Origin of the sequence: Bacteroides sp. (assembly GCA_036351255.1) — a bacterium.
Lineage (GTDB): Bacteria > Bacteroidota > Bacteroidia > Bacteroidales > UBA7960 > UBA7960.
The window spans coordinates 32,938-56,097 of the sequence record JAZBOS010000078.1; the positions used below are offsets into that span (position 1 = coordinate 32,938).

General features: G+C 45.6%; 21 protein-coding genes. 15 read left to right on the forward strand and 6 right to left on the reverse strand.

Going from position 1 to position 23,160, the window contains the following annotated elements; translation table 11 throughout:
- Positions 1-57 precede the first annotated feature (57 nt).
- Positions 58-234: a hypothetical protein gene (locus tag V2I46_07150; protein ID MEE4177268.1), complete on the reverse strand. Its 177-nt coding sequence runs from the start codon at positions 232-234 to the stop codon at positions 58-60.
- A 331-nt stretch (positions 235-565) separates the two neighbouring features.
- On the opposite strand from V2I46_07150, the gene V2I46_07155 reads away from it, so the two are divergent.
- From V2I46_07155 to zupT, 13 genes are all read left to right on the forward strand, one after another.
- Entirely contained in the window at positions 566-1,681 is a 1,116-nt protein-coding gene (locus tag V2I46_07155) for a [Fe-Fe] hydrogenase large subunit C-terminal domain-containing protein (GenBank protein MEE4177269.1), read from the forward strand.
- 10 nt (positions 1,682-1,691) lie between these two features.
- On the forward strand, positions 1,692-3,734 hold the full coding sequence (locus tag V2I46_07160) for a [Fe-Fe] hydrogenase large subunit C-terminal domain-containing protein (GenBank protein ID MEE4177270.1): 2,043 nt from the start codon (positions 1,692-1,694) through the stop codon (positions 3,732-3,734).
- A 12-nt stretch (positions 3,735-3,746) separates the two neighbouring features.
- On the forward strand, positions 3,747-4,145 hold the full coding sequence (locus V2I46_07165; GenBank protein ID MEE4177271.1) for a response regulator: 399 nt from the start codon (positions 3,747-3,749) through the stop codon (positions 4,143-4,145).
- Positions 4,146-4,147: 2 nt separating this feature from the next.
- Positions 4,148-5,275 (forward strand): ATP-binding protein, encoded by a 1,128-nt coding sequence (locus V2I46_07170; GenBank protein ID MEE4177272.1) that lies wholly within the window; start codon positions 4,148-4,150, stop codon positions 5,273-5,275.
- Between the two features lie 15 nt (positions 5,276-5,290).
- Positions 5,291-5,923 carry a redox-sensing transcriptional repressor Rex gene (locus V2I46_07175; protein ID MEE4177273.1) on the forward strand — a complete coding sequence of 211 codons (633 nt, stop codon included), beginning with the start codon at positions 5,291-5,293 and terminating at the stop codon, positions 5,921-5,923.
- A 41-nt stretch (positions 5,924-5,964) separates the two neighbouring features.
- Positions 5,965-6,885 (forward strand): adenylyltransferase/cytidyltransferase family protein, encoded by a 921-nt coding sequence (locus tag V2I46_07180; protein ID MEE4177274.1) that lies wholly within the window; start codon positions 5,965-5,967, stop codon positions 6,883-6,885.
- 26 nt (positions 6,886-6,911) lie between these two features.
- On the forward strand, positions 6,912-7,676 hold the full coding sequence (locus V2I46_07185; protein MEE4177275.1) for an MBL fold metallo-hydrolase: 765 nt from the start codon (positions 6,912-6,914) through the stop codon (positions 7,674-7,676).
- A gap of 110 nt (positions 7,677-7,786) precedes the next feature.
- A complete protein-coding gene (gene hydG, locus V2I46_07190) occupies positions 7,787-9,217 on the forward strand; it encodes a [FeFe] hydrogenase H-cluster radical SAM maturase HydG (protein ID MEE4177276.1) in 1,431 nt (476 codons plus the stop codon).
- 11 nt (positions 9,218-9,228) lie between these two features.
- Positions 9,229-9,495: a hypothetical protein gene (locus V2I46_07195; GenBank protein MEE4177277.1), complete on the forward strand. Its 267-nt coding sequence runs from the start codon at positions 9,229-9,231 to the stop codon at positions 9,493-9,495.
- A 10-nt stretch (positions 9,496-9,505) separates the two neighbouring features.
- Positions 9,506-9,757: a hypothetical protein gene (locus tag V2I46_07200; GenBank protein ID MEE4177278.1), complete on the forward strand. Its 252-nt coding sequence runs from the start codon at positions 9,506-9,508 to the stop codon at positions 9,755-9,757.
- Positions 9,758-9,822: 65 nt separating this feature from the next.
- On the forward strand, positions 9,823-10,245 hold the full coding sequence (locus tag V2I46_07205) for an Rrf2 family transcriptional regulator (GenBank protein MEE4177279.1): 423 nt from the start codon (positions 9,823-9,825) through the stop codon (positions 10,243-10,245).
- 120 nt (positions 10,246-10,365) lie between these two features.
- Complete coding sequence (dxs, locus tag V2I46_07210; protein MEE4177280.1) at positions 10,366-12,306, forward strand: 1-deoxy-D-xylulose-5-phosphate synthase; 1,941 nt, start codon at positions 10,366-10,368, stop codon at positions 12,304-12,306.
- 2 nt (positions 12,307-12,308) lie between these two features.
- Entirely contained in the window at positions 12,309-13,151 is an 843-nt protein-coding gene (gene zupT / locus V2I46_07215) for a zinc transporter ZupT (protein ID MEE4177281.1), read from the forward strand.
- Between the two features lie 323 nt (positions 13,152-13,474).
- On the opposite strand, the gene V2I46_07220 is transcribed toward zupT, so the two are convergent.
- Both V2I46_07220 and V2I46_07225 read right to left on the reverse strand, forming a co-directional pair.
- Complete coding sequence (locus V2I46_07220) at positions 13,475-14,341, reverse strand: aminotransferase class IV (protein MEE4177282.1); 867 nt, start codon at positions 14,339-14,341, stop codon at positions 13,475-13,477.
- A gap of 13 nt (positions 14,342-14,354) precedes the next feature.
- Complete coding sequence (locus tag V2I46_07225) at positions 14,355-14,963, reverse strand: rhomboid family intramembrane serine protease (GenBank protein MEE4177283.1); 609 nt, start codon at positions 14,961-14,963, stop codon at positions 14,355-14,357.
- Positions 14,964-15,051: 88 nt separating this feature from the next.
- Between V2I46_07225 and V2I46_07230 the strand changes: the two genes are divergently transcribed.
- Positions 15,052-15,690 carry an HAD family hydrolase gene (locus V2I46_07230; protein MEE4177284.1) on the forward strand — a complete coding sequence of 213 codons (639 nt, stop codon included), beginning with the start codon at positions 15,052-15,054 and terminating at the stop codon, positions 15,688-15,690.
- Positions 15,691-15,761: 71 nt separating this feature from the next.
- On the opposite strand, the gene V2I46_07235 is transcribed toward V2I46_07230, so the two are convergent.
- Positions 15,762-17,372 carry a S41 family peptidase gene (locus V2I46_07235; GenBank protein MEE4177285.1) on the reverse strand — a complete coding sequence of 537 codons (1,611 nt, stop codon included), beginning with the start codon at positions 17,370-17,372 and terminating at the stop codon, positions 15,762-15,764.
- A 275-nt stretch (positions 17,373-17,647) separates the two neighbouring features.
- Here V2I46_07235 and V2I46_07240 point away from each other — a divergent pair, with 275 nt between their 5' ends.
- Complete coding sequence (locus V2I46_07240) at positions 17,648-18,427, forward strand: rhomboid family intramembrane serine protease (GenBank protein MEE4177286.1); 780 nt, start codon at positions 17,648-17,650, stop codon at positions 18,425-18,427.
- 84 nt (positions 18,428-18,511) lie between these two features.
- Here V2I46_07240 and smpB read toward each other — a convergent pair whose 3' ends face one another.
- Together smpB and V2I46_07250 are read right to left on the reverse strand one after the other, a co-directional pair.
- Positions 18,512-18,955, reverse strand: coding sequence for an SsrA-binding protein SmpB (smpB, locus tag V2I46_07245; GenBank protein MEE4177287.1), 444 nt, complete (start codon positions 18,953-18,955; stop codon positions 18,512-18,514).
- Positions 18,956-19,103: 148 nt separating this feature from the next.
- Entirely contained in the window at positions 19,104-22,907 is a 3,804-nt protein-coding gene (locus V2I46_07250) for a choice-of-anchor J domain-containing protein (GenBank protein ID MEE4177288.1), read from the reverse strand.
- Positions 22,908-23,160 lie beyond the last annotated feature (253 nt).

Sequence of the window (23,160 nt, forward strand, 5' to 3'; positions counted from 1 at the left end):
GGGCGAAACGCTGCTCACTGCTCTTCAACGAAATGGCATAAAGATTCCAACCTTGTGTCACATGAACAGGTTTACTCCCACAGGTGCTTGCAGACTCTGTGTGGTGGAAGTAGAGGGTAAACGCGATCTAATCACCTCCTGCAGTTTCCCTGTCGAAAAAGGAATGAAGGTTTTCACCAACACCCAGCGGGTTATCAGGGCCAGAAAATCTATCGTTGAGATGTTGCTTTCCAACCATCCCGACGATTGCCTCTATTGTGAAAGAAACGGTAATTGTGAACTCCAGTGGCTGGCAGAAGAAATGAATGTAAAAGAGAGAAAATTTTTTGCCAGGAAAAATGCGCAATACCCTGATAATTCCAGCCCAAGTGTTTTCAGGGATCCCGCCAAATGCGTTCTTTGCAGCCGTTGTGTTCGGATATGCGAGGAAACACAGTACGTCACAGCCATCGATTTTACTTCCCGCGCTAACAATATCAAAATAACCAGCGCATTCAACAAGGGCTTAAATGTCTCCACCTGTATCGATTGCGGACAATGCATTATGGTTTGTCCTACCGGTGCTTTGACAGATATTTCCCATTTAGAAAAGGTTCAGGCGAACATTGATAAAAAGAAAAAGGAGGTGATATTTTTTGTATCCCCTTCCGCTACAGCTTCTATTGTCGAACATTTTGGGATTAAGCCCGATCAAAACCCGGGATGGTATGTTTGCTCTGCAATAAAAAAAATGGGGGGCAACAAGGTCTTTGATCTTGGGGTTACTTCTGACCTCAACATCCGTGAAGAAGCAAGACTATTAATTGAGCGGGTAAGAAAAGGCAGTAAGCACCCCTTATTTTCTTCCTGCTGTCCATCCTGGGTAAAATTTGTGGAAGAGTTCCAACCCGAATTAATTCCTTTCCTTTCCACTTCCAAATCCCCGCAGCAAATTTTTGGAACACTTCTAAAAACATGGTATGCCAAAAAGGAAAATATTCTACCAGATAATATTTTTAGTGTTGCTGTCATGCCCTGTACAGGGAAAAAATTTGAGGCTTCCCGTGATGAATTAACCGTTAAGGGCATTTCAGAAGTTGATGCGGTTTTGACCATACGGGAGTTCATTCGAATGATTAGGGCTAATGGGATCGACCTAAGGAAAGTCCATCCAGTTCCATTTGACGAACCATTCTCAGGTTCCAGCCGAAATGCCCTTAAACTAGGTTATTCTGGGGGAAAGGCAGAAGCCGTCGCCTTCGAATTATTTGAGAACCTCAAATCTTCAGGAAAAGAAACCTTCAAGTTCAACATTCCTAAAACCATTTCTGGAAGGAAGGAATCAAAACTTACAGTTGGGAAAAAGACTTTTGGATTTGCCTGGGTCAGTGGGATCAGCAATGCCAAGGCTTATATTGATGAGTTGATCGCTGAAGGACGCAACGACATTCATTATATCGAAGTAATGGCATGCCTGGAGGGATGCGTTGGAGGAGGGGGTCAACCAATAAACAGAATCCCGGATATACCCAGAAACCGAAAAAAGATTTGTCAGGATATGGAAAAATTCACATTAATCCAAAAACCCTCCGAAAACCCTTGCCTGGATAATATTTTCAGGACAATGGAGGAAAAACCTGACGAAGAGAATCTGCCAGTACTTTTCCATACGCGTTTCATCAAAAGAGAGATAACGAGATAAAAATTTTTAAATGGATCAACCTGTTGTAAACCAGTTTATTTTCACGGTTAAAGACCGTTGCAAGGTTTGTTACACCTGCGTCAGGGAATGCCCTGCCAAAGCCATAAAAATTATCAATGGCCAGGCCGAGATCATTCCATCACGTTGTATTTCCTGTGGAAATTGTGTAAAGGTCTGCAGCAGGGATGCCAAGATGTTTACTTTCGCTATCGACAAGGTAAAAAAACTCCTTAGAGAAGAAAAAGAAGTCGCTGCAATCGTTGCGCCAAGTATTGCGGCTGAATTTACTGATATCTCCGATTATCATGCTTTTGTAGGCATGATACGCGCCCTGGGTTTTCGGTATGTCAATGAAGTGGCATTTGGCGCTGAGCTGGTTGCAAATAAATACCAGGAACTCCTTCAAAAAAATCCTGAACGTTCCTATATATCAACAAGTTGCCCTGCCATTGTCAACTATGTTGAAAAGCATCATCCCCAGATTATTGAATCATTGGCTCCTGTTGTTTCCCCAATGGTTGCCACAGCTAAGGTCTTGAAAAAAATGCATAGCGACGGCCTGAAGATTGTGTTTATTGGACCTTGTATAGCTAAGAAGGGAGAAGCTGTCATCGATGATTTTAAAGGTCTTGTTGATGAAGCTATTTCTTTTATCGAACTAAGAAGGATGTTTGCTGAGAAAGGGGTGACCGAATACAATGTAGAACCCTCCGATTTTGATCCTCCTACCGCCGGAAAAGGTGCAGTATTCCCCATCAGCGGTGGAATGCTTCAGACTGTTAACCTTGAAGAAGACTACATTAGCGGAGAGATTGTTGTGGCTGAAGGCCGCCAGGATATCATTGAGGTTTTGCGGGAGTTTGAGGAGGGTTACCTGGAGGCAAAGCTTTTTGACCTGCTTTGTTGCAATGGTTGTATCAACGGGCCTGGGATGAGCAATAAACAGCAGTTTTTTAATAAAAGGAAAAGCATCTCAAATTTTGCCAAACGAAAATTTGACAAACTCAACATTGCTGAATGGAAAAAGAATATCGATACCTACCTCCAGCTGGACTTAAGCAGAACATTTGTTCCCGATGATCAGCGTTTTCCAAACCCGCCGAACTCAGAAGAAATCCGAAACGTACTCACAAAACTTGGCAAAGTTTTACCTGAAGATGAATTAAATTGCGGAGCTTGCGGTTACGACACCTGTTATGATCATGCTGTAGCCATATTGAAGGGAATTGCCGAAACCGAGATGTGCCTGCCTTACACCATCGATAAACTTCATGAATACATCAAAGAGCTGGATATCTCTAATAAAAAACTGGAATCCACCCGGGCCGCACTTAAACAAAGTGAAAAACTGGCCTCCATGGGACAACTTGCTGCAGGAATCGCTCACGAAGTTAATAATCCACTTGGGGTGGTTATTATGTATGCCCATATCTTACTGGATGAAGTGGAAGAAAACTCTCCATTATACCGTGACCTGAAATTAATTGTGGAGCAGGCCGATCGTTGTAAAAAAATTGTTGGTGGCTTGCTCAACTTTGCCCGGAAAAGCAAGGTCTCCATCAGCCAGGTGAATGTAGATCAGCTCATTAAAGACGGACTCCGGACCCTTGTTTTGCCACCGAACATTAAGCTGGTAATCCAAAACAGGACAAAGGATCCCTTGGTTGAATGTGATCATGACCAAATGATACAAGTCTTTGGAAACCTTTTTAAAAATGCGGTGGATGCCATGTCAGAGGGAGGAACCCTCAGGGTGACCATTGACGAAAATGACAATAACGATGATATTTTGTTTGAAGTCTCTGACACTGGGACCGGGATAGCACCTGAAAATCAGGAAAGGATGTTTGAGCCTTTCTTTACCACTAAAGAGAATGGAAAGGGTACTGGGTTGGGGCTTCCAATTATTTACGGTATTGTCAAAATGCATCGGGGAGCGATTAAGGTTGAAAGCAACAACAATCCAGATAAAGGAGATACAGGAACCAGTTTCTTTGTTACAATCCCGCGCCAGACGGCCAATCTGGAAGAAGAAAGTTTAAGCATTGCATAAAAACGACTTGTTATGTTAAAGAAAGTAAAAAGAACCATCTTAGTGGTTGACGATGACCTGGATTATCTTTTTCAAATGAGATCAGCCATTCAGGACATGGGGTTTGAGGTGATCACGGCAGCGACCCAAAAAGAAGCCGAGAACATTATTGAAAGGACAAAACCCGACCTGGCTATCCTCGATTTAATGATGGAAAGCCAGGATACTGGATTTATCTTGTGCCATATAATCAAAAATAAATATCCCGGTGTCCCGATTATTATTGCTTCAGCTGTAACCGCTGAAACCGGTATGATATTCGATGTTAATACCCAGGAAGACCAGGACTGGATAAAAGCTGATCTTTTCCTGGATAAGGGAATCAGAAATGACCAACTTCACAAGGAAATCAACAAATTACTGAAGATCTAGCCATGGGAAAACTGAACTTGCTGGTTGTTGATGATGAACCCGGGATCAGGAGCGGAGTAATTCGTATCCTCGAAAATTTTTCTGTAAGTTATCCTTTCATGGATGAGGATTTTGATTACAATGTTGTGGAGGCACCCACCGGAGAAGATGCCCTGACCTATTTGGTCGACCAAAAATTTGACATTGTATTACTTGACAACAAACTACCTGGAATCCAGGGAATTGAAGTGCTTGAATTTATTAACAAAAAGCAACTGGATGTGGTAGTTGTCATGATCACTTCCTATGCCTCACTTGACCTGGCCGTCAAAGCTACTCGAAAAGGGGCGTATGATTTCGTTCCCAAGCCCTTTACCCCCAAGGAACTTCGTGCCACCGTCGAAACCATTACCAAGCAGTTGTTTCTGAGACGAATGACCCAAAAACTTAATTTGGAAGGAAAACAAATCCGGTTTCAGTTCTTATCGGTGCTTTCTCACGAGCTGAAAGCGCCTATCAACGCCATTGAAGGTTACCTCAAAATGATGCAGGGAAAAAAAGAAGGTGACCAGATTGATGATTATATGGAAATGATTGACCGGTCTTTGTTTCGTGTTCAAAGTATGCGCAACCTGATTATGGACATGCTTGATTTCACCCGCATCGAATCAGGGAAAAAATCAAGGAATATTGAATCTATCATGTTGTGTGAAATTGCCCAGCAAAGTATCGACTCCTTCCAGCCCCTCAGCATCCAGAAAGGCATTGACATTTACCTCAATTGTGGAACCAAAGTTCCAATCCAGGCCGATCGCCAGGAAATTGAGATTGTGCTGAACAACCTCATCAGCAATTCCATCAAATACAACAAAGAAGGAGGCAGGGTTGATGTCAGCCTGGGTAAAGAAGAAAGCAATGCCATCATCAGGGTTGAAGATACCGGTATTGGCATGAACGCTGACGATCTGGATAAACTATTCGAAGACTTTGTGCGGATCAAAACAGAAGAGACTAAAAACATCAGTGGAAGTGGCCTGGGCCTTTCCATTGTCAAAAAGATACTCGAGCTGTATGAAGCTGACATAAAAGTTGAAAGCACACCAGGAGAAGGTAGCAGTTTTACTGTCATTTTTCCCATTGAAAACCAATAAACCATTTAAACAGCCATGCCAAACAAAAAAATAATAGAACTTCCGGGAAAAACCGTAGAACGCCTGAGCCAATATCGTCGGCTGCTCTACAATAGTGTCCAGATGGGGAAAACCAATATTTACTCCCATGAGTTGGCCCGTATGATGAACCTGACACCCGTCCAGGTTCGCCGTGACCTGATGCTGATAGGGTACTCCGGGAGCCAAAGCAAAGGCTACGTAATCAAGGACCTCATTACGCTCATTGGGAAAATCATTGACAGCGAATCGGGTCAGCGCATAGCAGTCATTGGAATGGGTAACCTAGGACGGGCCATTACCAGCTATTTTACAGGAAAACGCGAAAAGCTGTCCATTGTAGCTGCATTCGATAATGACCCCCAGAAATACGACCGTATTATCGCGGGGGTTCCCTGCTTCCATATCAATAAGATGAAAGAAATTGTCGAAAAGGAAAATATCAGCATTGCAGTACTTACCGTTGCCCCCCAGTCAACCCATGAAGTGACCAAAATCATGCTGGATGCCGGTGTAAAGGGAATTCTGAATTACACTTCCGTGCCGGTTTCCGTACCCGAGGGGGTTTTCCTGGAAGAATATGATATTATCACCTCCCTCGAAAAACTGGCTTTCCTGGTAAAGAAATAGACTTTAATCGGCCTTTATTTCAGGCCAGAATTATTTTCATGATGAACGTATATTTTAGCACTGTCCAGGCTGCAGGAAAAATTAGGAATGCCGTGGTTACCACCGGCTCTTTTGATGGGGTTCATATTGGCCACAAGGTGATTATTAACCGCCTGAATCAAATTGCCAGGGAGATTGGAGGCGAATCTGTGCTGATAACCTTTCATCCCCATCCACGAAAAGTTCTTTATCCTGAGCAAACTGACCTCAAACTGATCAACTCCCAGGAGGAAAAAATTGAATTGCTCAGAAAGTCTGGCTTACAGAACCTGATCATTATTCCATTTACACTTGAGTTTTCCAAAACTTCTTCCCATGATTTTGTGAGTGAAATTCTGATCAAACAACTTCACGCTAAGGTCGTGGTTATTGGACACAACCATCATTTCGGACATAACCGGCAGGGCGACTTCGACTATCTGCACCGATTGGCTGAAGAACTTAAATTCGGGGTCGAAGAAATCCCCTTGCAGGATATCGAAAATGAAACCGTCAGCTCAACCAAGATCAGGAAAGCACTCTTTGAAGGAAACATCCAGCGAGCAAACGCCTACCTCGACCACCAATATATCATTACAGGTAATTTGTTGGGCACACACGGAGTCGTTTCCCTACCTGCCGGGAAAGCATTTCAAATGGAAATTCAAGAAAAGGAGAAACTGGTTCCGCCCCAGGGAATTTATGCTTCCAATCTTTTCCTGGAAAACAAAGTCCTTAAATGTGCCACTTTTATCCTTGGAGATGGCCAAACACCTCCTTTGGTCATTTCCCTCCTTCTTTTTGATGCCCTTGGCCAGGATGACCAGAAAGGAACCTTATACTTTTATAAAAAAGTAATGAATATCCCTGCTTCTGTTGATGGCGGTATCAGCAAAGAAGTTCTGGCAGAGGCCTTAGAAAGGGTGGAGGACCTGATTTATTGATCATTGAATGGAATAGTATGCTACCCATGACCATTACTTTTCTTGGAACCGGAACCTCTACAGGTGTCCCTGTGGTCGCCTGCAACTGCGAGGTATGCCGCAGTGCCGACAAGCGCGATTCCAGGCTCAGGACTTCGGTGATGGTAGATGTCAAGGGGCAAAAATTTATTATTGATTGCGGACCTGATTTTCGGTATCAGATGATACGTGAAAAAGTAGAAGATATTTCTGCCATCCTTTTCACCCATGGCCATCGCGACCATATTGCAGGGATTGATGATGTAAGAGCCTTTAATTACGTGTTAAACAAAACCGTCGATATCTTTGCAACACAAGAAGTCATTAACGCCATTAACAAGGAGTTTCCTTATATCCTTACCGAAAAGCGGTTCTTTGGAGCCCCCCAGCTTGAATTCCATGTCATCGAAAACAAACCCTTTTTAATCAACGGCGTAAACATCCTGCCAGTCGAGGTCCTCCACCATAAACTGAGTGTATTTGGGTTCAGGATCGGTGGCTTTACCTATATCACCGATGCCAGTTTTATTTCTGAATCAGAGAAACCTAAAGCCATAGGATCGGAAGTACTGGTGATCAATGCCCTTAGAAAATCAAAACACATTAGCCACTTCTCCCTTGATGAAGCTCTCGAATTGATACGGGAATTGAAACCCCGAAAGGCCTTTATCACCCACCTGAGCCACTTTATCGGACTTCACCGAAATATTCAGGAAAGCCTGCCTGACAACGTTTTCCTTGCTTACGATGGACTTAAAGTTGAAATACTTTAAGTATTTTAGGTATTCGTGGTATTTAAATCTTACAATACAAAAAACCTTCCTGAAAATACCTTTTCACACAAAGTTTAAGTAAATTTGCCGGAGTATTAAGTATTGATGAAATGATCTACAATCCAGAAATATATCGTATTAAGGATGAGCGGATGAAACCGTTCATAGATGCGGAAGAAATATGGGACTTCATAAACAATACCCGGGCCGACAAGCAACGGGTTCGTGAAGTTATCCAGTCTTCCTTAAATAAGAAACGCCTTTCCCTTGAGGAAACTGCCATTTTGCTAAACGCTACGGACCCTGAACTGATCGAAGAAATCAAGGAAGGGGCTCGTCAGCTGAAGGAAAAGGTCTATGGTGAAAGGATCGTCCTTTTTGCCCCGCTTTATGTAGGTGACTTATGTACCAACAACTGCCAGTACTGCGGGTTTCGGGCCACCAATAAAGATGTTAAACGAATTACCCTTAACCACGATGAGCTGGTCAATGAAACCAGGGCACTGATTGACCAGGGGCATAAGCGGCTCATCCTGGTGTACGGCGAACACCCTAAATATTCTGCCGAATTTATTGCTGAAACCGTTCGCACCGTTTACAGTGTAAAACACGATCACGGCGAGATCAGGCGGGTGAATATCAATGCCGCCCCCTTTGATGTGCCCGGGTTCCGTATCGTCAAGGATGCTGGCATTGGCACCTTTCAGATCTTCCAGGAAACCTATCACGAACCCACCTACGCCAAGGTGCATCTGGGCGGGATGAAACGCAATTTCGAGTGGCGACTCACCTCCCTCGACCGGGCGCAGGAAGCCGGAATTGACGATGTGGGCATTGGAGCCCTCTTCGGCCTTTACGACTGGCGCTTTGAGGTGATGGCACTCGTCAGGCACGTGAATCACTTTGAAGCCGTTTATAATGTCGGGCCACACACCATCTCATTCCCGCGCATTCAAAATGCCCTGTCTTTGAATATCGACAAGGACCATCTGGTAACGGACGAAGAATTCGTTCGCCTGGTGTCTATCCTCAGGCTCGCAGTGCCTTATACCGGAATGATCCTTACAGCCCGCGAGCCCTCGCATATCCGTGACCAGATCCTGCGTTTCGGAGTCTCACAAATCGATGGCGGAACCAATCTTGAATTTGGGGGCTATTCAAAAGGGAAAAAAGAGGGGGAGCAAGACCTCAGCATGGAGCAGTTCCAGATCAATGACACCCGCTCCCTGAACGAGATCATGGATGAGTTGATCCGTACCGGATATATTCCCTCATTTTGTACCGCATGCTACCGCCTTGGCCGCACTGGTGAACACTTTATGGAATTTTCCGTGCCAGGATTTATTAAAAGGTTTTGTTCACCCAATGCCATGCTAACTTTGGCAGAGTACCTTGAGGACTACGCTCCGCAAGAAACAAAAGAGGCCGGTTACCAGCTCATTGACAAAAAAATTGACGAGTTGGCTAAAACCACCAGGGTCGACAGCCTGAAGGAAAAACTCAGCCTTATCAAGGAAGGAAAACGTGATTTATATTTCTAATGCCACAGGATATGAAACAAACCATGATTTTGGGAATTTTAATCTTTGACCGCATCAAGGAAGCCGGAAAAACACAGAAAGTGTTGTCAAAACATGCTGCGATCATTCGCACGAGGCTTGGTTTTCATGAGCTATCCGAGGCTGTTTGCAGCAGGATAGGTTCCATCCTCCTGATCCTGGAAGGTACCCCCGATAAATGGGAAGCGTTGGAAAAAGACCTTGCTTTGGTTGGGGGCATCGAAATCCAGAAAATGAAGTTCGATTATTTGTCAAAATAATTCTTTTAAAATGTCAGAAATCAGGATATTAGGCGTTCTGGTAACAGAAAAAAGCCAGGCTGCAATCAAGGTTCAGGAAATTCTAACCAAGTATGGTTGCAGCATAAAAACCCGCTTGGGACTGAATGAAATTGAACAGGAAAATTGCCCGGGGTGCGGATTGATCATTCTTGAACTGATGGGTGACTTGAATGAGTGCCTCAGGCTGGAAAACGAATTATGGTCAGTGCCCGGGGTAAGTCTACAAAAAATGGTTTTCTGATTTGTTTTAACCCTGATCAATTTTTTTAAGCATAATACCGGAGTTATATACCTAACCAAACATTAATGGCAAAACTTGTTCATCTTTCCGAAGCCGCCTCTCTGGCCTTGCATGCCATGGTCATGATCGCCCGAAGCCAGACCCACGTGAATGTAAACACCCTGGCAGAGGAAATGGGCGCCTCACGCAATCATCTGGCCAAAGTCCTTCAGCAACTTGTGAAGTTTAATTATTTGCGGTCCGTCAGAGGACCAAGCGGCGGATTTCTGCTTAACAAACCTGCTTCCGAGATTTCTATCCTTAATATTTACGAGGCCATTGAAGGAAAGATTGAAACCCCCGAATGCCCCCTTGACCGGCCCATATGTCCATTCGATAAATGCCTTATGGGAGGCCTGATCAAGGATGTAACCCTGCAATTCAAAGCTTATTTTGAAGAACAAACACTCGATAAGTACATCCCTAAGAATTACGCCATTTCAAATTAATGTCCCCTTCGCCTTTTTTATCAGGCAATTGGTGTGACCCCATAAAGACCTTCAAATCCTATGAAGTAAAACGGCAAATTCTTAATTATCTTTGCCAGTGTAAAACCTGCTTATATTACAATGGCTGACTACTCAAAAATCTCTCTGCTGGATGGAATCCAATCGCCGGGCGACCTGAAGAAACTATCGCAGGACGATTTGGTTACTCTTTGCGGGGAGATTAGGCAGTTCCTCATTGAATCGGTCAGCACCAATCCCGGCCACTTTGCCTCCAGCCTGGGTGTTATCGAACTCACCGTTGCCCTTCATTACGTTTTTAATACCCCCTACGATAAGATCATCTGGGATGTAGGTCATCAGGCATACCCCCATAAGATTCTGACCGGAAGACGCGAGCAGTTTCATTCCAACCGCCGCTATAAAGGAATCAGTGGCTTTCCCAAAATGTCTGAAAGCCCTTATGATGCATTTGGTACAGGGCATTCTTCAACCAGCGTCTCCGCCGCCCTGGGGATGGCCATGGCGTCGCAATTAAGAAAAGAAGAGGACCGTCAGCACATTGCGGTCATTGGCGATGGGAGCCTAACGGCCGGGATGGCATTCGAAGCACTCAACCACGCAGGCGTTTCCAATACCAACATCCTGGTCATCCTTAACGATAATGGCATTGCCATTGATAACAGTGTTGGTGCGCTCAAGGAATACCTTACCGATATTACCACCTCCTGGACCTACAACCGCCTGAAGGATGAAATATGGAATACCCTGGGGGCCCTTAGCAAATATGGCCCTGATGCGCGTGGTGTGATCCAGAAAGTTGAGACAGCAATTAAAACTGCCGTATTCCGGCAAAGCAACCTCTTCGAATCGCTCAATTTCCGGTATTTCGGTCCCATCGATGGTCACGATGTGAATCACCTCACCCGCATCCTCAGTGACCTGAAAAACATTAAAGGCCCAAAGCTTTTGCACGTAAACACAGTGAAAGGGAAAGGCTATTCTTTTGCCGAAAAAGAACAGACCCGCTTTCATGCGCCCGGATTCTTTGATAAGCTAACCGGGCAAAGCGTGGTGAGCCCCGAAGAAAAAAACAAACCACCCAAGTACCAGACCGTTTTTGGAAAGACCATTCTTGAGCTGGCCAGGCAAAACCCAAAGATTGTTGGCATTACCCCCGCCATGCCTACCGGTTGCTCACTGAATATCCTCATGAAGGAAATCCCTGAACGGGGATTTGATGTCGGCATTGCTGAACAGCACGCGGTTACTTTCTCTGCGGGTCTGGCAGCCCAGGGACTCATCCCTTATTGCAATATTTATTCCAGCTTTTTGCAGCGGGCCTACGACCAGATGATCCATGATGTTGCCCTCCAGAACCTCCCGGTGATTTTCTGTCTCGACCGCGCCGGACTTGTTGGTGAAGATGGCGCCACCCATCATGGTGCTTTCGACTTGTCCTTCCTGCGCTGTATCCCCAACATTATCCTCTCTGCCCCTATGGATGAAGTGGAGTTGCGCAATCTGATGTACACCGCCCAGCTTAAACCAAAAGGACCCTTTGTTATACGCTATCCACGCGGGAATGGGGTGCTGACCGACTGGCAGCGCCCTTTTGCCAAAGTGCCCATAGGCAAGGGACGACAACTTAAGGAAGGCCATCACGCCGCCATCATTTCAATCGGCCACGTTGGAAATATTGCTTTGCAGACTGCTCAGGAGCTCGGAAAAACCACCGGCCTCAGCCTGGCTCATTTCGACCTGCGGTTTCTGAAACCTCTCGACGAGGACCTCCTTCACCATGTCTTCAGAAACTTCAGCAATGTAATCACCATTGAGGATAATGCCCTTGCTGGTGGTATGGGTAGCGCCGTCATCGAATTTATGGCTGACAACGGCTATCAGGCCTCTGTAAAAAGGCTGGGAATACCTGACTATTTCGTTGAACAGGGAACCCTCGAAGAGTTATACGCCGAATGTGGCTTTGATGCCGCCGGCCTAAAAAAAACGATTCTGGAAGAATGCGAAAATTTTCTGCCAACAAAAGATATTAAACACCATTGACCGTGGAAAATATTGCCGATTGCTATTCCGACAATTGTCAGCTGTTGATTGCCTTTGGGCTGACCCTTTTTGCCGGCCTCTCGACAGGTATCGGAAGTGCCATAGCCTTTTTCGCAAAAAAAACCAACAAAAAATTCCTGTCAGTCTCCCTTGGTTTCTCGGCAGGCGTGATGATCTATGTATCCTTTGTTGAGATTTTTTTTAAGGCCAAGGAGATCCTTATCATTGAGCATGGCCTACGACACGGATATTTGCTGACCCTGCTGGCTTTTTTTACAGGAATGGTTTTTATTGCCATCATCGACAAACTGGTTCCTTCTTTTGAGAACCCCCACGAAATCAAAATGGTGGAAGAAATGAAGAATCAGCCTGCTGAAATAACCAAAATGAGCAAGCTTTACCGCATGGGTATCCTCTCGGCCTTTGCCATTGCCATTCACAACTTCCCCGAAGGCCTAGCCACCTTTGTTGCAGCCTTGCAGGATCTTTCGCTGGGCATCCCCATTGCCGTGGCCATTGCCATCCACAACATCCCTGAAGGCATCGCCATTTCAGTGCCCATCCATCATGCCACTGGCAGCAAGCGCAAGGCTTTCAAATATTCCTTCCTTTCCGGGCTGGCCGAACCTATTGGAGCCATAGTCGGTTATCTTGTCCTGATGCCGTTTATGAGCGACTCGGTTTTTGGTTTTCTCTTTGGTGCTGTGGCTGGTATCATGGTTTTCATCTCCATCGACAACCTGCTTCCTGCGGCCCGCGAATACGGCGAACCCCACCTTTCCATTTATGGCCTCATCGCGGGGATGGCCCTGATGGCTGTCAGCCTGTTGATGTTTACCTGGTAAGCAACACCCGGATTTTTCCCGGCAACTTTTTTATAAAATTTGCCCTTCAGCAAACCGAAGGCTCCGGAGTTGTTTTTTTTTAAGAACTTATCCTGACAGCTTAATTTCCTGCTTAAATTTCCAGTAAAAAAATGGCTAAGGCCCCTCGTCTGAAACAGGGAAGAAGCAGCAACCAGGTTCGGAGTTAATACGGAGTTTATACGGTTTAAACCGTATAAACTCCGTATTAACTCCGTATTAACTATTACCGTGATATGTCAATAGTATTGATTTCCATATACTTAAATAAATATGAAAAATATTAAAAAAGGGAAAAAAATAGCTTAATGGTGTTTAAGAACATAGTCCCTGGCTGCACGATTCAGCAATCCTTCCAAAGTCCTGGCCATTTTGTTGTAAAAGCGTTTTTCACGGAAACCTACCACCCATTGAATGCCTGAGATGGCATTGGTGAGAAATATCTCGTCGGCATCTGACAATTCGAAAGACTCAAGGGGGCGTTCTTCCACCCCGATGCCCTGGCTTCTTGCCAGATCGATGACTACCGATCGCATGACACCCTCCACGCAAGCCTGGTCAAGCGATGGGGTCACTATTCGCTTATCTTTTACCAGAAACAGGTTTGAGCTGGTGGCTTCAGCCAGGAGGCGTTCATCATTGATCAGCAGACAATCGTCCAGGCCCTTTTCTTTGCAAAAGATCCCGGCCATCACATAGACCAGTGCACTTGAACTTTTGATGTTGCTTAATGCATGACAGGATTTATAGTAATCCTCAAAGATGTCAACAAGCAAGCCTTTCTTATTGAGGCTGTAATAAGCGCTTTTGAGGGGGGAAGTTTCAATCAGGTAATCCACCCCATTTAGTTGTGGTGTATAAAAGCCCCCTTCCTGGCGAAACAGGGCAAACCTGACCCGTGCGGGTTCGTCCTCCTTATGGTTTTCCCTGTAAAGATTCAGAATATCCCGGGCAAACTTTTCCTGATCATAGCCACTGGGAAGTTCCATTTTCAGCAAGCCTGAATCTTTTGAGAGGCGCTGAAAATGTCTTTCAGCCCATAGGACTTTCCCGTTTTCGACCCGGATGGTTTCAAACAGCCCATCGCCATAACGAAATGAACGATTTGCCAGTGAAAGCCCGAAGCCATCACGATCCAACAGTTTACCATTGAACGATATCTTACTTGGCATAAGACTCTCAGCGTTAAAAAATATACCGTAGGAAGTTTCTGATAAATTCAGGGTGTATCAGGGCGATGAAAAGAATCCCATATACAGCACCCCAGAAATGTACATCGTGGGCCACGTTGTCAGCACCCCGCCTGGCCATCCAGACAGAATAACCCAGATAAAAAACCCCGAAAATCACGGCCGGAATGGGAACAGGGATAAACATAAAATAAACACTTCCCTGGGGGTGCAGAATGATACTCGCAAACAGAATGGCAGATACGGCACCACTGGCGCCTACGGCATTGTAATAATAGTTTTTTCGGTGTTTGAAATAGGAGGGAAGCACACTGAAAAAGAGGGCGGAGATATACAGGAGCGCATAGAGCAAACGGCCTGTCCCGCCAAATTCAGCCACGATGATCTCTTCAACCAGGCTGCCAAATGAATACAACACAAACATATTCACCAACAGGTGCATCCAGTCGGCGTGAAGGAGGCCATAGGAGAAAAACCGGTGCCACGAGCGGTGTTGCCTGATCTCGTAAGCGTTGAACTTCATCCTTTCGAAGGCCAGGCGGTTTCGGAATGTTGTATAGGACACCAAAACGGTGAGGATAATTAGAAAAAGGGTGATGCTCATACGCCATAATTTTTACAAAGATACTTTTTCCCCGGCATTTTGCAGTTAGGGAACAAGCACCTAACTTTGAAACAAAAAAAATATGCCCTTGAATAAAGAGATTATCCTGTGGGACTGGAACGGAACCCTGCTCGACGATGCGGACATCTGCCTCCAGGGAATGAACACCCTGTTGAAAAAACGCAACATACCCGCGCTGGACATGATACGCTACCGGGAGATCTTCACTTTTCCTGTCAGAGACTATTATGAGGCTGCAGGATTCGATTTCAGCATTGAACCCTTTGAGACCCCCGCCGAAGAATATATCGTGCATTACAAGCGTTTATTGCCCCTTGCAGGGCTGTTTCCCGACGCCAGGGAAATCCTCGGTGCTTTACGCCAAAAAGGATACAGGCAATTTATCCTATCGGCAATGGAAAAAAATGCCTTGCTTAAATCGGTAAAGGATCTGGAGGTGGATGAATTCTTTGATGACATCTGTGGCCTTGAGGATAACCTGGCCTTTTCAAAAGCTCACCTCGGCCACCGGCTTTTTGAACGTGAAGGACTGGATCCTCAAAAAACCATCATGGTAGGTGACACCCTGCACGATGCAGAGGTAGCCAGTCAACTAGGCATTGACATGGTCTTTATCTCGCGCGGACACCAGTCGCTGGAAAGACTCAGCCACAATGGTAACCAGGTCTTCCCCGACTTAACTTCCTTCTGCAAATACCTTTTTTAGGAAAACCGGGCAAGGTTCTCCATGAAACTTAGATCATCAATTATTAATTAAAAATCCTTGCCCCATGCCCATTACCGATACTGTATTTTCATTTCATCAAAAGTATCGCTCTGTATCAAATGAACGGCTTTCTGGAAGGCATCGTCCATTTCGGTGGCTACCTGGATGTAGGCACTGAAATCGAACAGGTTGCGCGCAACCAGGCCTTTAAGCTGAATCTTAAGATAGGGGAGGGTTTCCGCGAGGTCTTCCTCACCAGGAGTGATGTCCTGTTTTTCGGCGTAAGCATATAAATCGTTCAGCAGGCGGTCATCCACCTTGAAGTTTTGAATAAATGTATTAACATCGGGGTAGCTTGCCTGGAGCTGGACACGGTTGTCGTTGGCATATTCAATACCAAAAGAGTTGATCACCCCCTGGCGGACCAGCCTGGAATAGAACTCAGAAGCCCGGGTAGTGTCGAGGGGGATAAATACATCGGGCATGATGCCGCCCCCGCCATATACTTCACGTTTATTGACTTTGGTAAAGTATTTCAGCGAATCGGGAAAGGTAATGTTCTCGGGGCTAACCAATTCACCCATGCGCAGGCGCTGAGTCAGATCTTCAAAGTATTTGTCATTGCCTTCATCATAAGGCTTCTGGATAGAACGTCCGGTAGGTGTATGATATCTGGCTGTTGTGAGCCTGATTGCTGAGCCATCGGGCAGGTTAAAGGGTTGCTGCACGAGTCCTTTTCCGAAGGAACGTCGACCTACGATCAACCCGCGGTCCCAGTCCTGGATGGCGCCGGCGAGGATTTCGCTGGCGGAAGCGCTGCCCTCGTTGATAAGCACCACCAGTTTCCCTTTCTTAAAAGCGCCGCGTGAAGTGCTGAAACGCTCCTGAACAGGCGCTGCATGGCCTTCCGTATAGACGATCATTTTATTGTCTTCAAGAAACTGATCGCTCAGATCAATAGCCACATCAAGGTATCCGCCCGAGTTATAGTTCAGGTCTAGAATCAGGTGTTCCATACCTTGTTTTGAAAGGCCACTCATGGCCTCATAAAACTCGCGCATAGTTGTGCGTGAGAAACGGTTGAGCTTGATATAGCCAATTCCCGGGGCAGCCATAAAGGAAGCGTCCACAGAGTTAATAGGGATACGATCGCGGGTGATGACGAAGTCAAGAATATCGCGGCTGCTGCGACGGAAGATGCCCACCGACACTTTTGAGCCACGCTCGCCCCGCAGCCGGTCCATCACATATTGGTTGTTTACTTCACTACCAGTAGATTTTTCTCCATCGATGGAAACGATTTTATCGCCAGGCATGATGCCAACCTTTTCGGAAGGACCACCCGGAACAGGGCTGACCACAACAATGGTGTCGTTAATGATGTTGAACTGAACGCCAATTCCTTCGAAGCTGCCTTGCAGGGGTTCATTGGCCTCCTTCAGCTCTTCGGCCGAAAGATATACGCTGTGGGGATCGAGTTCCTTGAGGAGACCCTTGATGGCATCCTCAACAATTTTCTCTTCATCAACAGGCTCAACATAGGCCAGTTTAACGACCTGGAGCACCCGGGCCATCTTTTCAAATTGCAGGTTATCGACCTGTCCAAAGGAGGATTGTACGAAAAGCACCAGGAAGGCGGTCAGGATGAGTAAACTCCTGCGGAAAACAAAATGGAATTTCATTCTATGTGGGTATTTAATAACAAAATCGGTTGGTTGCAGATAATATTATCTATAGCAAAAATTAAACCAAATTAACCCTTCTATTGTTTAAAAGAATTAAGATGATCAAGGACGCAAAAGGCATTCTCAACAAGAGAGGCCGTTTGCAAGGCTTCAAATTTAAGGGTTTTCATCCCAAAAAGCCCAATAAAATTTAAAAACCTTTGTCTATCCTTTGTTTCAGAATGGCAATGTCCTTACATTTGATTCTCATTTCATCCAAAAGCTGAAGCGACTTGAATGATTTCCTGCTCCATAGCGATGCCCACAAACATGAGAAAAACCGCCTGCTGCGAAGCATGGTAATTCCTCTGGCCTTTGTGGTAGTGATGTGGATTGTCAAGTCTGTAGAGATTTTTTTTGATTTTGACTTTTCACGTTTTGGTATTTTCCCCCTGGAAGCCAGGGGATTGCCGGGTATCTTGCTGTCACCATTCATTCACGGCGACCTGAAACACCTGTTGAATAACTCCATCCCCATCCTCATTCTGGGTACCACGCTGTTTTATTTTTACCGTGAGGTAGCTAAAACCGTTCTGGTACTATCAGCCATAATTACCGGGGCCTGGGTTTGGGTGTTTGCGCGCGATGCCTGGCACATCGGGGCCAGCGGCGTGGTTTACAGCCTGGCCGCTTTTCTTTTTGTCAGCGGGGTGATCAGGCGTCACCCAAGGCTGATGGCCATATCGCTGCTTGTGGTGTTCCTTTACGGAAGCATGGTATGGGGCCTGTTCCCCATTCGCGAGCGCGTCTCCTGGGAGTCACACCTGATGGGCTCGATTTCGGGACTTATCCTCGCCTTGCACTTCAAACAATACGGCCCCCAGCGCAAACGATATGACTGGGAAATGGAAGAAGAGGAAGAAGAACCTGGTGATGACTTCGCCGAAAGGGTCATCCGCTCGCTGGAGGAAGACAACAGCAGCCCTCCCGGTGAACCTGGCCGTTTCTCAACAGATCCAAACATTAAATACACATTCAAACCAAAGGATAAACCGGACGAAGCAAAGGATTAGGGATTAGGGTTCATGGATTAATGGAACAGGTATAAGGTTGTGGTGTAATCAGAATCCTGGATCTTTGAACCTTAAACTTTTAACTTAAACATTTCGTTCCATTTCACGTTGCACGTCTTTTTTCTTCAGGGTTTCGCGCTTGTCGTATAGCTTTTTCCCTTTCCCCAAGGCGATTTCGAGTTTTGCCAGGCCGCGTTCATTAATGAAAAAGAAGGTTGGGATCAGAGTCAGGCCTTTTTCGGCCAGTTTGGTTTTGAGTTTGCGGAGTTCGCGGGCGGTGAGCAAAAGCTTGCGGTCGCGTTTGGGCTCGTGGTTATTGTAGGTGCCGTATTCATATTCGGCAATGTGCATATTCTTCACAAACAGTTCATCGCCCATAAAGGCACAATAGGCCTCATTGATGCTGGCCTTGCCGGCCCGAAGCGATTTGATTTCGGTACCCGTCAGCACAATGCCAGCTGTGAACTTCTCCAGAAGGAAATATTCAAAGCCTGCCTTTTTGTTCTTTATGTTGATTTTTCCGGCCATAGGCAGATAGGAAGGCAAAATTACAATAATTCAGGAAGCAAATGACCGGCAGTCATAAACAATGTTCTTCCTGTCTTTTTTCCAAAGGGCAAAAAAAAGGGAGGCACAATGCCTCCCTTTTCCTATGACTATGAAGAGAAAATTACTTTTATTGTCCTGTTACCTGCATGCGATGGGTAGAAATACCTTTGGGATAAAACACCCTGATCATATACATCCCGTTTTCCATTCCAGCTACATTAAATTCAGCCTTTTGATCATTGACTTCCTTTGAATAAAAGGTTTGCCCGAGCATATTGATGACCTCAAATCTTATCATTTTTTCGAGGGCAGCGATATAAACGGTATTCCTGGCCGGGTTGGGGTAAATGCTGATTCCGGCAAAAGCAGGATCCTCCACTGAAGTATTATCGGGTTCTATTTCAAGGTCTACCGGGATGATAACCAAAGGATTATCCACATCATTGCTTGAGATCCTGATGTTAGCCGTGTAGGTTCCGGATTCAAGCCCTGATGCATCAAAGGAAAGGGTCATGTCTGATGCATTGCTTTCTTCGATAATTCCATGATTGCCATCCATCGTAAGCCAGTTCATTCCATTGAAATCTAGCCCTGCACGAATATTCCAGTTCCCTTCCAGGCCATAATCGGAGAGGTGCTCCCAGTTGGCCCCATCAGATGATAACCAGTTGCCTTCTATTACCGTGGGTCCACCGTCAATGCCTAAAATGAAGGTACCAGCTTCATTGGTGATCTCAAATCCTATCCAGAGATCTGCTCCTGAAATTTCAACAGGGGAGTCCAGGACGATGGTGTTCCAGCTGTTACCTGCGGGTTCAAACACTTGATCATAGATAATCTGGCCTGGAACAGTGGTGGTTCCGGCATCCCAAACAAGCAGTTTCAGGCTGGTGGGGATGTCGTTGATAAAAGCTTCCACCGACTGAAGGGTATAGTTCTCAAACGGAGCTATCATATCCGTTGGGAAGCGGATTGCCGTATAAAAGGTTCCTCCGTCAATCAATCCAATGGCATCAAAATTATCCCCGTCGTAATGCAACATAAGGTTTTTGTTTGTTTCATTCTTATTCAAATTGCCGGCAACACCTGTTCCTTTTTTACCCAGCATCAGGTCTCCCGAAAAATAAGGCTCACCCTGAGGCGAGTACCTGTACTTCGGCTCACTGGCTGTGTATTGCACCAGGGCATTGAAGGAAAGCATTCCAGTCCCGACATTGCTTACAGTTATGTTTTGTGTGGACGAACCTTCTATTTCAAGTGTTTCTGATAATTGCATAGGAAAAACCTGGATGGTTGGCTTTCCGGGGTTTAAATTCAGTACGAAACTTATCCATTCGCCTGATGGCAACTCGGCTGCTCCAATGAATACATTCCCATCAGGAGTAACATCATTGATGCTGAAGAAGATCCAATCGGAAGCCTCAAACCAGCCCCTGCTCTCAACATATTCATTGAACGTTTGCATAAACCCATCGGGGTGGCGTACGAATGCCCTCCTAAGGTCTGGGGATGGCGGAAAACCTTCGGCGGTGTAACCGAATATGGTCCCATCCTCCAGAACAACCATGGGACTGATGCTACCCAGATTCAAGGTATTTTCAAAAAGAGTTACACCTTCAGCAGGCGACCAGAGGAATCCACCCATTCCAATAGCACCTGTTACAAAGTTACCGCTGGCAGAGGCGCCAAAACTTTCCCCGTATTGCGCATTATCAATAAAGATCATCTCATCGTTGAACCAGATCACGGGGGTCCTGGTCCAGTTGGGCTCAGCCCAGCCATAAATTACGCTCCCGTCGCCACTGATTCCATTGGCCCGGGTATTATACTCAACTGAAGGTTCAAGCGCCTGATAGCCTTCCTCTTCAGTCCATTTGAAAGCCCTTACAGTCCAGTCGGCGTACCACTGCATTCCCACAACGGTTTCAAAATCATGGGTTGCCCCATACGCACTGTTATAATAAGAGCCAAAGAATTCAGGCACTTCAGGGTTCATTCCCAGAAATTCCCACTGCTGGGATTCCTTTTTCCAAAAGCCGGCCGTGCTTACATCCATGCCCTCAAAGTCAAACTCAGTGTTATAGGTCCCCACAACAAGCCCATTGTCAGTCACATCCTGGGCTTCACCTGAAAAGTCAACCGTTGACCCAAACAGGGTCCACAAATAGCTGTTAAGTCCACCAAACTGGCTTCCTGTAACATACATCCCATCGGATGAAATGGCCGTGGGGAAAGTATATTCGGGGTAGATGATGGTAAAGTTGACCGCTTGGGCCTCCCTCACATCAATGGTTACTACCACGGTCGTCTCTGGATTCAATGGGTCATTGCTGGTAATGTTCAGATTCGCTTGGTATATGCCAAGTTCGAGGCCGGCAGCATCGAAGGCCAATGAAATATCCAGGGAGGAAAAGGTTCCAATACTTCCGTTCATCGGGTCAACACTCAGCCAGCCCTCACCATCCAGGTATTCTGTTTCTATATCGAAGGTAAGATCCAAAATTCCATCGTTAATGACCTTAAAGGATTTATTTCCAGACCCGTTAAAACCAACAGTCTGATTTATGGCCAAGGTGCTGACATTAAATACGGGTGAGTCATCCACTTCCAAGCCCAGTTCAATATCGTCAATTACCCAATAATGAGCATACTCCCCTTCATACCTGAATGCTATATAAATATCCTGTCCAGCAAACGCTTCAATGTTTATAAAATGCTGAACCCAGGTTTCTGTTACTTCCTCAACAGTCCAAACCTCAACAAAATCTCCATCAATAGGGTTTCCACTACCGGTACTGATAAGTACGCTGTTCTTAGCATAATATGCGGCATCGCCAACCATACTCCAAAACGAGAGGTAGAAGAAACCCTCTTCAGGCACGGTTATTTGAGGTGCTACCAGCCAGCCATCCTGCAGGGTCCATCCAAATCCATGATAGGCAGAATATTGCCCGCCAGGGGTGGTGTTAAACCAACTCAGGGCCCATTCGGTTTCGTCTCCATCAGTATTAAAATTTGACCATCCGATTGGAGGGAAATTCTCGCTTTCAAAACTCTCAACATATGGGTAAACGTTTACATCTACCACATCCATCGTTACCAATAAGGTAGCCATTGGATTCACAGGATCGTTAGAAGCAATGTTCAGGTTTGCCTGGTAAGTTCCGGGGGCAAGGCCAGCTGCATCAAAATTAATGGAAACGGTATCTTGCCATTGTGAACTCACACTCCCGCTAATAGGGTCAACCGTAAGCCAACCATCCGAATTTAAATACTCAACCTCAACATCATACGTGAGATCAAGAATACCTTGGTTACTTATCATAAAGGATTTTGAGCCCATCCCATTTATTCCCAGCGCCTGGCTAATCTCAAGAGTGCTTAGGTTTATTAAGGGCGAATCATCAACTAATGCCACATCATCCACATACCAGGTATGCCCCCAGGTATCTCCCTCATATCTGAAAGCGATGTAAATCTCCTGACCCACGTATTCCTCGAGATCAATAAAGTAATGAGCCCACATCCATCCATCATTCGAGATCCCTGCCCATTTTTCAACGTAATCACCGTCAGCCGGATCGGGGCTACCTGTGCTGACCAGCACGCTGTTCTTCTTGTACGACCAGCTATTGCCCAAAAAACTCCAGAATGAAAGATGGTGAAATCCATCGGAGGTAATGCTGATTTGGGAGGTCACCAACCAGTTGTCTACCGACGGTTCTTCCGAAGTACTGTTATGATATGCCGATTGGGTTCCTCCCGGGGTATTGTTTTGCCAATAGTCAAGTGTCCAGTTCTGTGCAACATCAAGCTGGCTGTATATAGTCCAGCCTTCGGGAGGAAAAGCTTCGCCTTCAAAATCTTCAGAAAAAGGATAATCCCTTGTTTCAGTTAGTGGTTCTAATGACTTGCCTCCTTCATTCTTCAACAAAAGAGGAAATGCACTCGTTGAAATTGGCAGCAACAGAATTAGTGATACAATCGCTAAGACTGTTTTCGTTGTAAGGTTTTTAAGCATGATAAATGGTTTAAGATTTGGTTTAAAAGGTCAAATGGTTGTTGGTTTTAATTCATGTTTGTTTTGTCAAAAATCCCTGAAAGCATTCAATTAATAATTCTGATAAAAAAACAACTTTATAAGGACCGGTTTTTATCATCATTCAGTTCAGGTTATTCTTCCA

Bases quoted from the DNA above. Each gene is read 5' to 3' on its own strand.
- V2I46_07225 (MEE4177283.1), bottom strand. From the start codon at position 14,963: ATGAGCATCACCCTTTTTCTAATTATCCTCACCGTTTTGGTGTCCTAT.
- V2I46_07165 (MEE4177271.1), top strand. From the start codon at position 3,747: ATGTTAAAGAAAGTAAAAAGAACCATCTTAGTGGTTGACGATGACCTG.
- V2I46_07185 (MEE4177275.1), top strand. From the start codon at position 6,912: ATGACCATTACTTTTCTTGGAACCGGAACCTCTACAGGTGTCCCTGTG.
- V2I46_07180 (MEE4177274.1), top strand. From the start codon at position 5,965: ATGAACGTATATTTTAGCACTGTCCAGGCTGCAGGAAAAATTAGGAAT.
- V2I46_07235 (MEE4177285.1), bottom strand. From the start codon at position 17,372: ATGAAATTCCATTTTGTTTTCCGCAGGAGTTTACTCATCCTGACCGCC.
- V2I46_07220 (MEE4177282.1), bottom strand. From the start codon at position 14,341: ATGCCAAGTAAGATATCGTTCAATGGTAAACTGTTGGATCGTGATGGC.
- V2I46_07170 (MEE4177272.1), top strand. From the start codon at position 4,148: ATGGGAAAACTGAACTTGCTGGTTGTTGATGATGAACCCGGGATCAGG.
- V2I46_07200 (MEE4177278.1), top strand. From the start codon at position 9,506: ATGTCAGAAATCAGGATATTAGGCGTTCTGGTAACAGAAAAAAGCCAG.
- V2I46_07160 (MEE4177270.1), top strand. From the start codon at position 1,692: ATGGATCAACCTGTTGTAAACCAGTTTATTTTCACGGTTAAAGACCGT.
- V2I46_07195 (MEE4177277.1), top strand. From the start codon at position 9,229: ATGAAACAAACCATGATTTTGGGAATTTTAATCTTTGACCGCATCAAG.
- dxs (MEE4177280.1), top strand. From the start codon at position 10,366: ATGGCTGACTACTCAAAAATCTCTCTGCTGGATGGAATCCAATCGCCG.
- V2I46_07205 (MEE4177279.1), top strand. From the start codon at position 9,823: ATGGCAAAACTTGTTCATCTTTCCGAAGCCGCCTCTCTGGCCTTGCAT.
- smpB (MEE4177287.1), bottom strand. From the start codon at position 18,955: ATGGCCGGAAAAATCAACATAAAGAACAAAAAGGCAGGCTTTGAATAT.
- V2I46_07175 (MEE4177273.1), top strand. From the start codon at position 5,291: ATGCCAAACAAAAAAATAATAGAACTTCCGGGAAAAACCGTAGAACGC.
- hydG (MEE4177276.1), top strand. From the start codon at position 7,787: ATGATCTACAATCCAGAAATATATCGTATTAAGGATGAGCGGATGAAA.